At 64.6% G+C, this 12,173-nt stretch carries 12 protein-coding genes and 1 pseudogene; 6 read left to right on the top strand and 7 right to left on the bottom strand.

Annotation, left to right across the window (positions count from 1 at the left end):
* The 7 genes from I0Q12_RS10700 to I0Q12_RS10670 form a co-directional block, all read right to left on the bottom strand.
* A partial coding sequence (locus tag I0Q12_RS10700; protein WP_197251899.1) for a MaoC family dehydratase occupies nt 1–391 on the bottom strand: 391 nt, incomplete at its 3' end.
* Nucleotides 388–855 carry a hypothetical protein gene (locus tag I0Q12_RS10695; protein ID WP_197251898.1) on the bottom strand — a complete coding sequence of 156 codons (468 nt, stop codon included), beginning with the start codon at nt 853–855 and terminating at the stop codon, nt 388–390. The genes I0Q12_RS10700 and I0Q12_RS10695, both read right to left, overlap by 4 nt.
* Nucleotides 852–2,408 carry an AMP-binding protein gene (locus I0Q12_RS10690; protein WP_197251897.1) on the bottom strand — a complete coding sequence of 519 codons (1,557 nt, stop codon included), beginning with the start codon at nt 2,406–2,408 and terminating at the stop codon, nt 852–854. Before I0Q12_RS10690 ends, I0Q12_RS10695 begins: the two co-directional genes overlap by 4 nt.
* 22 nt (nt 2,409–2,430) lie before the next feature.
* Nucleotides 2,431–2,838, bottom strand: coding sequence for a nuclear transport factor 2 family protein (locus tag I0Q12_RS10685; RefSeq protein ID WP_197251896.1), 408 nt, complete (start codon nt 2,836–2,838; stop codon nt 2,431–2,433).
* Nucleotides 2,839–2,964: 126 nt separating this feature from the next.
* Nucleotides 2,965–4,044, bottom strand: a complete 1,080-nt coding sequence (locus I0Q12_RS10680; protein WP_197251895.1) for a 2-oxoacid:ferredoxin oxidoreductase subunit beta — start codon at nt 4,042–4,044, stop codon at nt 2,965–2,967.
* Entirely contained in the window at nt 4,041–5,975 is a 1,935-nt protein-coding gene (locus I0Q12_RS10675) for a 2-oxoacid:acceptor oxidoreductase subunit alpha (RefSeq protein WP_197251894.1), read from the bottom strand. Before I0Q12_RS10675 ends, I0Q12_RS10680 begins: the two co-directional genes overlap by 4 nt.
* A 28-nt stretch (nt 5,976–6,003) precedes the next feature.
* Nucleotides 6,004–7,152 carry an acyl-CoA dehydrogenase family protein gene (locus I0Q12_RS10670; RefSeq protein ID WP_197251893.1) on the bottom strand — a complete coding sequence of 383 codons (1,149 nt, stop codon included), beginning with the start codon at nt 7,150–7,152 and terminating at the stop codon, nt 6,004–6,006.
* A gap of 161 nt (nt 7,153–7,313) precedes the next feature.
* Here I0Q12_RS10670 and I0Q12_RS10665 point away from each other — a divergent pair, with 161 nt between their 5' ends.
* The 6 genes and pseudogenes from I0Q12_RS10665 (at nt 7,314) to I0Q12_RS10635 (ending at nt 12,172) form a co-directional block, all read left to right on the top strand.
* Entirely contained in the window at nt 7,314–8,108 is a 795-nt protein-coding gene (locus I0Q12_RS10665) for an SDR family NAD(P)-dependent oxidoreductase (RefSeq protein ID WP_197251892.1), read from the top strand.
* Nucleotides 8,109–8,119: 11 nt separating this feature from the next.
* Nucleotides 8,120–8,554: a thioesterase family protein gene (locus I0Q12_RS10660; RefSeq protein ID WP_197251953.1), complete on the top strand. Its 435-nt coding sequence runs from the start codon at nt 8,120–8,122 to the stop codon at nt 8,552–8,554.
* 243 nt (nt 8,555–8,797) lie between these two features.
* Nucleotides 8,798–9,289, top strand: coding sequence for a nuclear transport factor 2 family protein (locus I0Q12_RS10655; protein WP_197251891.1), 492 nt, complete (start codon nt 8,798–8,800; stop codon nt 9,287–9,289).
* A gap of 35 nt (nt 9,290–9,324) precedes the next feature.
* Nucleotides 9,325–10,067: pseudogene (locus I0Q12_RS35090) on the top strand (acetoacetate decarboxylase family protein).
* Nucleotides 10,068–10,163: 96 nt separating this feature from the next.
* Nucleotides 10,164–10,646: a VOC family protein gene (locus I0Q12_RS10640; protein ID WP_307846164.1), complete on the top strand. Its 483-nt coding sequence runs from the start codon at nt 10,164–10,166 to the stop codon at nt 10,644–10,646.
* Nucleotides 10,647–10,900: 254 nt separating this feature from the next.
* Nucleotides 10,901–12,172 carry a cytochrome P450 gene (locus I0Q12_RS10635; RefSeq protein ID WP_197251888.1) on the top strand — a complete coding sequence of 424 codons (1,272 nt, stop codon included), beginning with the start codon at nt 10,901–10,903 and terminating at the stop codon, nt 12,170–12,172.
* Nucleotide 12,173: the final 1 nt, after the last annotated feature.

Raw genomic sequence — 12,173 nt, 5'->3', positions numbered from 1 at the left:
TGCCCGTCCCTTCCAGGACGCGGGCGCCGTCGACGACGTCGAGCGCGAGCTCGCACTGCACGAGCAGGCCCTCGGGTGTCTCGTCGACTGCGGTGACCGTCCCGGAGGCCTGCAGCCGGTCGCCTGCGAAGACGTTGCCGAGGAATCGGAACCGGTATCGGGTGATGCGGTCGGTTCCCCCCGCCCAGTTTCCGAGCATGCTCATCACGTAGGCGATGTTGCTCGGCCCCTGGTTGACGGTGCGATCACCGAGACCGAGTGCGCTCGCCACGGATCGATCGAAGTGGATGGGATTCGGGTCGCGCATGAGCGCCGAGAGCGTCTTCATGCGGGCGGGATCCACCGAGTCGATGATCCTCACCGGAATCTTTTGTCCAACGGTCGGTCTCACAATTGCTCCCCTCGACGAGGGAAGACGATCGAGTTCGTGGTCGACGCGCAGTGCGCGCCCTCGCTGTCGTGCAGGTCGAGCCGGTAGCCGACGATGTCGAACACGCCGGTACGGCGGCCGACCTTGCGGACGGCGGAGACGATCTCACCCGACACCCGGTAGGTGCCACCCACCCGGAGCGGGCTGTACACCACGGTGTCGGTCTCCCCCGCCATCGGACCGTCGGCGTCGGAGGCCCCGAACAACGCGAACAGTTCGTCCCAGCTCCAGCCCATGGACCCGGTCGCGACGAGGAACACCAGCACGGGATGCGCGCCGCCGTCGGCGGGGTCGGCGAGCATGCTGTCGAGCACGAGGTGCACCCACCACGGTTCCAGCGTGGCTTCCCCGCCGGGAAAGGGGGTACCGATCAGAGCGCCCAGCTCCGATTCGCTCGGTGTCCTACGCTCCGTGCCGACCGTCATCGGGCGGCCGCCGCGTCGAGGTAGGGTTCCCGCAGATCGCGTTTCATGATCTTGCCGGTAGGAGCCTTGGGCAGGGCATCGACGAAGTCCACCGACCGTGGCTTCTGGTACGAGGCCAGATTGCGTTTGGCGGTGTCGATGATCTCCTGCTCGGTGGCGGTGTGGCCGGGCTTGAGTACCACGACGGCCTTGACGACTTCGCCCCACTCGTCGTCGGGAATGCCGATCACGGCGCATTCGAGCACCGCGGGGTGTGCGCCGATCGCTTCCTCGACCTGGATGCTGTAGATGTTCTCCCCGCCCGAGATGATCATGTCCTTCGCGCGGTCCACGATGTAGATGTAGCGCTCCTCGTCCCAGACCCCGACGTCGCCGGTCCACATCCAGCCGTCCCGCAGCGTCTGTGCGGTCAGGTCGGGCTTGTTCCAGTAGCCGAGCATGTTGGCCTCGGAGCGGACGACGATCTCGCCGGGGGTCTTGCCGTCCCGTGGCACCTCCGTGCCGTCGAAGTCGACGACGCGGATCGTGGTGCCGAAACCTTCGCGGCCGCAGGACTTGAGGCGATGTTCGTTGATGCCCTTGACCGCATCGAGGTGGTCCTCCTGCGACAGGAACGACATCGTCGTGCCCTCGGTCTGGCCGTAGCCCTGAATGAGGGTGCAGGGGAACGCCTCCAGTGCCTGCCGGACGATCGCGGACGGCATCGGACCGCCGCCGTACTGGATATTCCGCAGGCTGGAGAGGTCGTATCGATCGAAGCCCTCGACGGCCATCATCCAGTTGAGCATGGTGGTGATGCCGAGGAACGCCGACACCTTTTCCTGCTCGATGATCCCGAGGGCCTGCTCGGCCTGGAAGTTGACCAGAACGACAGGACAACCGTGCTTCATGTAGTTCATCGAGAGCACCACCGGGATGTGATACATCTGCCCGGTGAGCATGTACACATCCGACGGGACGACCCGTTCGGCCACGGTCTGATTGAGCATGCCGGCGGCCGCGCTGGTGTGGGAGTGCAACGCGCCCTTGGATTGTCCGGTCGTGCCGCCGGTGTAGAGGATGAAGAAGGGATCGTCGTTGCCGACGGTCGGCGTCCAGATCGGTTCGTCGGCGCTCGCAGCGGCGAGCATGTCTTCGTACGTGCCTGCGCCGCCGGGCCCGAATTCGAGCCAATGGTCGACGTTCGCGACCCGGGTGAGTTCTTCGGCAGTGGCACGGAATTCGCTGGAGGTGATGAGAACTCGCGGCGAGGCATCGGCGAGCAGTTCGAGCAGGGCGGTGTCGGCGAGTCGCCAGTTGAGCGGCTGCAGGATGAGCCCTGCCCGACCGACGGCGAAGAAGAGCTCCTGGAACTCGATGCTGTTCTTGGTGAGCACCGCGACGCGGTCACCCTTCTCGAGACCGAGCGCCCGCAAACCGTTCGCGAGCCGGCGCACCCTCTCGTCGAGCTCGGCGAAACTGATCCGCCGGTTGTTCGGTACGTCGTAGACCGCCATCTTGTTCGGGGTGAGTGCAGCCCATTTGGCCGGGATAAGACCCTGATTCATCGTCATCGACAACGTCTCCCAGTTGAGATCAGTAAGGAAGGTCGAGAGCGATGTGACGCTTCGCCAGCACCCATTCGCCGCCCGACTTGGTCCATTCGTCCTCGTACTTGCCCGTGGTCAGGACGGTCAGCGCCCCGTCCGCCGCGGACGTGATCAGCAGGTACGACACGGTGCGCACGTTCTTCTCGTCGATTTCGTCGACCATCAGGTTCGTGGTGATGTGGCGACGCTGATCGGACTGGGACTCGTGTGCGCCGCGGAACAGACCCATGATCTCGTCACGGCCCTCGAGCGGGCCGACGAGCTCGCCGTCGCCGATGCGCATGGTGAAGACCGCCTGCTCGCCGAAAGTTGTTTCGACGCCGTCCATATCACCGTCATCGTACGCGAGAGCGTATCGGGCGAGGGCGTTTTCGATCTCGTTCCTGAGCGACATTGCTACTGCTCCTACCGACGAAGAATCAAGAAGTGATGAGATGTGACAGCCATCACTCTATACTAATCATGCGCATTGTCTAGACCCGGAGTGCGACGGCCCGGAACACTGCCCGAGGCGTCCGGCTCAGCCCGAAACCGTCCAGGTGTCCGCACCGGTCAGCAACTCCTGCAACGCCTTTCCGTCACCGGCACGACCGGTGCGAGCCGAATCGTTCTGCTCGCGCACCAGATCGTCGTAGGAAGGCCGGCGGACCGCCCGGAACACACCGAAGATCGTGTGTTCGAGGTCCTGATCCGACAACCGCGACAACGCGAACGCATACTCGGGATCATCCGAGTGCGCGTCGTGGACCACGATGTCCTCGGGCGAGACGGTATCGGTGTCGGCGACTCGCAGACCGAAACCGTCCCGCACGACACACTTCCTGCCATCGGCGCCGAAGACGATCGGCTCTCCGTGGCGCACGGGCACGACTCGCTGTTCGGCGTCGTCCTTGCGCAGCACGTCGAACGAGCCGTCGTTGAAGATCGGGCAGTCCTGGTAGATCTCCACGAACGAGGTACCGCGATGCTCGGCAGCCTGCCGCAGCACCTCCGTCAACCCCTTGCGGTCGGAGTCGAGCGCCCGGGCGACGAACGTCGCCTCCGCGCCCAGCGCGAGCGACATCGTGTTGAACGGATGGTCCACCGACCCCATCGGTGTCGACTTGGTGACCTTCCCGACCTCGGAGGTCGGCGAGTACTGCCCCTTGGTGAGGCCGTAGATCCTGTTGTTGAACAGCAGGATGTTCATGTTCACATTGCGGCGCAGAGCGTGGATGAGGTGGTTGCCGCCGATCGACAGCGCGTCGCCGTCACCCGTGACCACCCAGACCGACAGGTCCGGGCGCATGACGGCCAGTCCGGTCGCGATGGACGGCGCGCGACCGTGGATCGAATGCAGACCGTAGGTCTCGAGGTAGTACGGGAATCGGCTCGAGCAGCCGATTCCCGAGACGAACATCATATTCTCCCTGCGCAATCCCAGTTCGGGAAGGAAGTTGCGGATGGCCGCCAGGATCACGTAGTCGCCGCAGCCGGGACACCAGCGGACCTCCTGGTCGCTCGTGAAGTCCTTGGCCTTCTGCGGCGCGTCGGCCCGGGGAACGAACGCCGTGGCACTGAGACCGAGGTCCACTCCCACGCGACTTATCAACTCGGTCATGCGTTTTCCTCCTCACAGCCGGTCGAGGCACGGTATTCTGCCTCGGCGAGTGCCGTGGTGGTCTTGGATTCTTCCCAGCCGCGCAACGTGCCGGCCAGCGCCGCATCGATCGCGTCGAGGATCTCGTCCGCCAGGAACGCCAGGCCCTGAACCTTGGTGACGGGCTGGATGTCGACGAGGAAGCGCGCGCGGAGCACGGACGACAGCTGGCCGAGGTTCATCTCGGGCGCGATCACCGTCCGGTAGCTCCTCAGCACGTCGCCGAGATTCTTCGGAAGCGGGTTCAGGTGCCGGATCTGCAGATGCGCGACCTTCGTTCCCCGGCGGCGCGCTCGTCGGCATGCCTCACCGATCGGCCCGTACGAGCTGCCCCAACCGACGATCAGCAGTTCGGCTTCTCCCGACGGGTCGTCGACCAGGGCGTCGGGAACATCGATGCCGTCGATCTTGGCCTGCCGCAGCCGCACCATGAGATCGTGGTTGGCCGGCTCGTAGGAGATGTTGCCACTGCCGTTGGCCTTCTCGATGCCGCCGAGACGGTGTTCGAGTCCCGGAGTACCCGGAATCGCCATCGGCCGCGCGAGTGTCTCGCGATCACGGGCGTACGGCCGGAACGGCACCCCGGAGACCGTCGGCGCGGACTCGAAGCCCGGATCGATGGGCGTCATCGCATCGACGGACGGAATACGCCACGGCTCGGAACCATTCGCGATGGCGCCGTCCGAGAGCAGGAGCACCGGAGTCCGATAGGTCACCGCGATGCGCGCGGCCTCCACCGCGGCGTCGAAGCAGTCGGCCGGCGACGAGGGAGCGATCACCGCGACCGGCGATTCGCCGTTGCGGCCGTGCAGAGCCTGCAGCAGATCTGCCTGCTCGGTCTTGGTCGGCAGGCCGGTGGACGGTCCACCGCGCTGGACGTCGACGACGACGAGCGGGATCTCGGTCATGACGGCCAAGCCGATGGCCTCGCTCTTGAGGGCAAGCCCGGGACCGGACGTGCTCGTCACCCCCAGAGCACCGCTGAGGGACGCACCGATCGCGGCACCGACGGCGGCGATCTCGTCCTCCGCTTGGAAGGTGGTCACACCGAAACGCCGATGCTTGGTCAGCTCGTGCAGGATGTCGGAGGCCGGCGTGATCGGATACGTCCCGAGGAACAGTTCCAGGCCCGACAGATGCTGTGCCGCCACCAATCCGTATGCCAGCGCGGTGTTGCCGGAGATCTGACGGTACGTTCCGGCCGGGAGATCGGCCTTCTCGATCTCGTAGGTGGTCGCGAATGTCTCGGTGGTCTCGCCGTAGTTCCATCCGGCCCGGAAGGCCAGCAGATTGCCCTCGGCGACCTGCGGCTTCTTCGCGAACTTCGTCCGGAGGAAATCCTCGATCCCGGAGACCGGCCGGTTGTACATCCACGACAGCAGACCGAGCGCGAACATGTTCTTCGATCGTTCGCCGTCCTTGCGGCTCAACCCTGCCGGCTCGACCGCGCCGACGGACAGCGACGACATCGGCGCCGCGTGCACGACCAGGTCCGACAGGCTGCCGTCCTCGAGCGGATTCGACGTGTACCCGACCTTGCTCAGGTTCCGCTTGGTGAACTCGTCCGTGTTCACGATGACGGTGCCGCCGCGCGGCAGGTCCGCGACATTCGCCTTGAGCGCCGCGGGGTTCATCGCCACGAGCACGTGGGGACGGTCACCGGCGGTGAGAATGTCGTGATCGGCGATCTGGATCTGGAACGACGACACTCCCGGCAGGGTGCCCTGAGGCGCGCGGATCTCCGCGGGGAAATTCGGCTGGGTGGCCAGGTCGTTGCCGAACACCGCGGCTTCCGCGGTGAACCGGTCACCTGTCAGCTGCATGCCGTCGCCCGAGTCGCCGGCGAAGCGGATGACCACTCGCTCGAGCTTCGTCTTGTCGACTTTCGTCATACTCGTTGCCTCCGGTCCGATCGGTTGCCTAGCCGGCATCCCGCACGAGTTGCTTGGCAAGCGAATCGAAGATCACCTCGGTCGAGCCTTCGTAGATGCGCATGGGCCGGGCCTCGCGGTAGAGGCGTTCGAGCTTTCCGCCGCGCACGAGCCCGAAGCGTCCTGCGACCTGGACCGAGCGATCGACGACGCTCGCCGCCACCTCGGTCGCCGCGACCTTCGCCATCGACGACAGGTGCAGGTTCGCACGCGCGTCGCGGGCCGATGCGGCGGCCGCACGGTAGGTGAGGGAGCGGGCCATCTCGATGTCGGTCCAGCACTTGGCGAGGTGCTCCGGCACCGAACCGAGCCGGGCGAGCGTGACGCCGAAGCCCTCACGGGTCTTCGCGTGAGCCACCGCCTCGTCGAGGGCGGCCTGTGCGAGGCCGACCGCGGCACCGGCGACGGAGACGCGGAAGGTGGCGAGCGTTGCCAGCACGAGCGCGAATCCCTTGCCGGGCTCACCGATGCGGTTGCCGACCGGGACCTCGACGTTGTCGAGGACGACATCGGACAGCACGTGCGGCGCGATGATCTGGTGCGGACGTTCGGTGCTCAGGCCCGCTGCCTCGGCAGGCACGAGCACGAGGGAGTAGCCGTCGCCCTCACGTCCGAGAATGCTGTAGAAGTCCGCGTCACCGCCGTTGGTGATGAAGGACTTGCGGCCGTTCACGACCAGCTTGCCGTCGCGCTCGACGATGGTCGTCGACAGAGCCTTGAGGTCGGATCCCACGTCCGGCTCGGTCAGGCCGAGTGCGGCGACGGCGTCGAGGCGCGCGACCTTGGGCAGCCACTCCTGCTTGAGTTCCTCGGATCCGCCGACGCCGATGCCGTAGCTGCCGATGCCCTGCATCGCGAACATGGAGTCCAGGTGGGCGGACTCGGCGGCTAGGGCCTCGCGCACGACGGTCACGGCGAGCGAATCGACCTTGTCGAAACGGCCCCCGTAGGCCGCTGGGACGACGACCTCGGTGAGCCGTGATGCCACCAGACGCTTGCGTACGTCCGGGTCGAAACTGTCGGCCTCGTCGGCCCGCGCCGCGATGTCGATGCAGTCGGCAGCGAGCTCGCGTGCCGCAACCTGCAGATCGAGGTATCGCTGCGGCAGGGCGAAAAGATCCTGCTGGTCGTTGCTCACTGTGTACTCCTTTTTGGCGAAGCGGCCTACCGTCGGGCTCGAAGCGGAACGTGGTGAGGCGCGTTGTCCGATCGACTCGTGAACTGGATCACTATCCGCTAATCTATGATCACAATAACAAGGAATTAGGACCCGTCAACCGGAATCTGTGGAGGAAGAAGATGGCCGAATCGTCAACCGGAAAGTCCGTTCCGGAGTTCGACCCGAAGCGCGCGTTCGATCTGACCGACCGCGTCGCGATCGTCACCGGAGGTAGCCGGGGCCTGGGTCGTGCCATCGCATTCGGGCTCGCCCGCGCCGGATGCGACGTGGTGATCGCCAGCCGCGATCTCGCGTCCTGCCAGGTCACCGCGGACGAGATCACCGCCGAGACCGGGCGCAAGACCCTGGCGCACTCGTTCCACGTGGGCCGCTGGGAATCCATCGAAGAGCTGGCCGACGCGGTGTACGCCCACTTCGGGAAGGTCGACGTTCTGGTCAACAACGCGGGGATGTCCCCGTTGTACGACAGCCTCGACACCGTCACCGAAACGCTCTTCGACAAGGTGATCGGCGTGAACCTGAAGGGCCCGTTCCGACTCGCCGCACTCGTCGGAACACGAATGGCCGAAGGCGACGGCGGGTCCATCATCAATATTTCCAGCGCCGGATCGGTCCATCCGAGACCCGACATCCTCCCCTACGCTGCGGCCAAGGCGGGTCTGAACGTCGTGACGATCGGTATGGCGCACGCGTTCGGGCCGAAGGTTCGCAGCAACGCAATCATGGCCGGCACATTCCTGACGGACGTGAGCAACTCCTGGGACATGGAGGCATTCGGCAAGCGCGCGCAGGGTTTCGCCGCCAAACGTGGTGGGCAGCCCGACGAGATCGTCGGCGCCGCGCTCTACCTCGCGAGCAATGCCTCGAGCTTCACGACCGGCTCGATCATCACCGTCGACGGGGGGCACCCGTGATGACCGAGGAAATCACCTTGACCACGACCCCGGTCACCCAGCAGCGGTTTCAACTGTCCTACGGCGATTGCGATGCCGTGGGCATCTCGTACTTCGCGATCAACTATCCGTGGATGGAGCGCACCTACAGCGTGTGGCTGCATTCGTTCGGTCTCGCGAGTCACACCCTGCTCGAGACCGTCGGCGTCTACACCGTCGGCCTGAAGTCCGAATGCCACTACATCAGCAACTGCCGGGTGTTCGACGAACTCACGTGCACGGTCGCACTCGACCGCATCGGTAACACCTCCTACACCCTCGCATTCGACTTCGAGCGCGGCGAGGAACTGGTCGCGCAGGGCAGGATGACGTTCGCCGTCCGGAACCCGGACGGCACCAAGGCGCCGATCCCCGAGCGTTTCCTCGCGGCACTGCGCACCCTCGATCCCCCCAGATCACTCGCATAGTCCGGACCCCCCACGGGCGCCGTTCCTTCGGGAGCGGCGCCCGTTCCCGTTGACTCCCTTGGCATCCCTGCTATGGTGATGCACGTCACAAGCTCGGAACCTTCAGAGTCGCCGAGTATCGCGGACGGCGAACTCCGATCCGATCCCCCTCGACGGGCACATCCTCCACCTGCAGAGCCGTCCCGCGGAGACCCATCCCCCACCCCACGGCGACCCACGCTGTGGAGAACACGGAGTACGAACATGGGAACCAAGGAAAAGAAGGTCGTCCAGGACTGGCTCGCCGCCACCCGCGGCGATTCGGAGGAGGTCGGTGGGGCGTTCACCAGGTATTTCCACCCCGACGCCACGTGGACACTGATCGGCTCGACCCCGATCTCCGGCACCTACCACGGACTCGAGTCGATCCAGAACGACTTCCTCGGCGCGAACTTCCGCGGCGAGGAGCGAGAAGGCCCCTCGGTTCAGGGCTTGAGCCAGGAGTACGGGATCAAGCCTCTCGAGGTCGAGGACGTGCTCTCGCTCGAAGACGACCGCGTCGTCGTATTCTGTCGCTCGGATGGCATGGGCCGCAACGGTGTTGCGTACAAGAACCAGTACTGCTGGATCGTCACCGTTCGCGACGGCAAGATCGCGTCGATGCTCGAGTTCTGCGACACCGCACTGATCGAGCGGGCCCAGTTCGACAAGAAGATCGTCCCCGCCGGCACCACCGTGCCGGCCTACGAACGCTGATCAGCCACAACCACATCCGCGAAAAGGAGCAGAACATGGCCAAGCAAGGACGACTCACGCCTGAAAAATTCGGCTACACGATGCCGGTCGACGAGCCGTTGTACCCGAAACCGCCCGTCTACTACCGCGATATGGAGACCATTACGGTTTCCTACGAGACCGACGAGAACGCTGCGCTCGATATCCTGCCGGAAGCAGCGGGCTTCGAGCTCACCCTGCCCGCAACCGTCCGGATCGTGATCGCCAAGATGCCGTTCACCACTTTCGGTGCATACGAGGAGGCATACCAGTTCCTCGACTGCACATGGGAAGGCGAGCCCTGCATTTACCCCGTCCGCATCCTGCTCAACCAGGAGTCCGCACTGGCGGCCGGACGTGAGATCTGGGCAACCCCAAGAAGCTCGGTCACATCGAATGGCAGCAGGAAAGCGAAGTCATGCAGGGCATCGTGGAGCGCCCCAAAGGAACCCGGATCTGTACCGTACAGATGAAGCCGGAGCGCCCCGTCGACCTCGAGCCCTACGACATGAAACCGATGGGCCTACGTGTCATCCCGAATCCCGAGGGCGGAGACCCGTCACTCGCAGATCTTGTGCTCAACTCCTGCCACGTGACCCCGAAGCAAGCGTGGTCGGGTCGGGGCTCGATCTCGTTCGGCGTGGAATCCGACCTCGATCCGTGGCACACCCTGCCGGTAAGGCGGGTCACCGACGCACTCTACGTCCGTTCGGACATGGACGTCGCGCCGACGGCGAAAGTTGTCAAGCGGTTCTTCTGACGTAGTCGCCGGGTGAGCGTGAACCGGACGACGGTTCCCGCTCACCCGGCGCACACGGGTTCTCACCTGAAGAATCTCCGAACAGAAAGACTCCACGTGTACAAGAACATCATGCAGTTGGCCTGGGTCACCACCGACGTACACCGAGCTGTGAAGGTGTTCCAGGAAGAGCAGGGCGTCGCGAGCATCGAGGTCTTCGAAGGTTTCACGCTGTCCACCGTCGGCGGCGGGGAGGTCGTGATCGACGTCGCGCTCGCGTACGTCGGAGACATGCAGTTCGAGATCATCCAACCGGTTTCGGGCGAAGTCGATCTCTACCGCCGGCACCTGCCGGTCGACCGCTCGGAGTTCGCGCTGCGGTTCCATCACATGTGCAGCAGTTTCGACACCCTCGACGAGTACGAGCGGGCGCTCGCGGACTATCGTGCGCGTGGCGTCACCGTCGAGGTCGACGGCGGTTTCGGCGAAGGTGGACGGTTCTTCTACGCCGACACCCGCAATCAGGTCGACCACTACCAGGAATACGTCTATCTCGACGAGGCAACCAAACAGTTCCTGAATACCCTGCCACGCAACTGATCCTCATTCGCACGTCGACCTACTCTCGGCGAGTCCGTCGCAAGGGCGCCGCTCCCAGGAGCGGCGCCCTTGTGCGTCGTGCCCGGGAAGCACCGGGCGCTATCCCCCGTAACGGATATTGACATCCGCTCATTCCTAATTATAGTTACCATCCATTGAGTGACGCAGGCCACACAAGGTATGTGAAGCGCGGTGTCTCACACCAGCTTCCCCCTCCGCTTTCCGCACCATCCACTCGATATCGAGGAGATCGCGTGACTGCAGTAGAACCCCGCCCGACCGCTCCCGACATTCTCTCCGCCGAATTCCTCGGCGATCCGTACCCCTACTACCGGGTGCTTCGGGACCATTTCCCCGCCCTGCATCACGAGGGCACGGACAGCTACCTGATCAGCCGGTACCATGACTGCGCCGGGGCGTTCCGCAGCCCGAAATTCTCGAGCCGCAACTACGAATGGCAGCTCGAACCGATCCACGGGCGCACCATTCTGCAGATGGAGGGCACCGAACACTCGAAACACCGTTCACTGCTCAACCCGTTCTTCCGCGGGAACGGACTCGAGAAGTTCATGCCGGCCATCACCCACAATGCGGCCGAACTCATCGAGGGCATCGTCGCCGCGACGGCCGACGACCTTCTCGGCGAAGTCGCCGGACGTGGTGAAGCCGAACTGGTTTCCGACTTCACGAGCCGCTTCCCGATCAACGTCATGGTCGATATGCTCGGCCTTCCCAAGAGCGACCACGAGCGGTTCCGAGGATGGTACTTCTCGATCATGGCGCACCTGAACAACCTCGCCGGCGATCCCGACATCACGGCCGCGGCGCAGCGCACCCACGAGGAACTTCGGGACTACATGCTCCCGATCATTCGCGAACGGCGTTTCGGGAACGGCGACGACCTACTCTCGCGCCTGTGCCGGGCAGAAGTCGACGGCGAGAAGATGTCCGACGAAGAGATCAAGGCGTTCGTCAGCCTGCTGCTCGTCGCGGGCGGTGAAACGACCGACAAGGCGATCACCAGCATGATCCGCAACCTGATCGACCATCCCGACCAGCTGCAGGCCGTCCGGGAGGATCGCAGCCTGACCGACCGGGTCATCGCGGAGACGCTGCGGCACTCGGGACCGGTGCACATGATCATGCGCCAGACCGAGGACGAGGTGCAGATCGACGACACCGTGATTCCTTCGGGGGCAACATGTATCATGATGCTCGCCGCCGCGAACCGCGATGAGCGGCACTTCTCGGATCCGGACCGGTTCGACATCTTCCGCGAGGATCTCCAGGTCGACCGGGCCTTCAGTGGGGCCGCAAACCATGTTCAGTTCATCCTCGGACGCCATTTCTGCGTCGGATCGCTATTGGCCAAGACCGAGATGACGATCGCCTTGAATCTGATCCTCGACACGATGGAGTCCATCCGGTACCGAGACGGCTTCACTCCGCGCGAGGAAGGCCTCTACACCCGGAGCATCCCCGAGTTGCATGTCGAATTCGAACCCGGGCCCAGCGCACGGAGATGAG

The organism is Rhodococcus sp. CX (assembly GCF_015865005.1).
GTDB lineage: Bacteria > Actinomycetota > Actinomycetes > Mycobacteriales > Mycobacteriaceae > Rhodococcus.
Note: the sequence above shows the minus strand (reverse complement) of the source record. Positions and strands in the feature narration are given on the sequence as shown.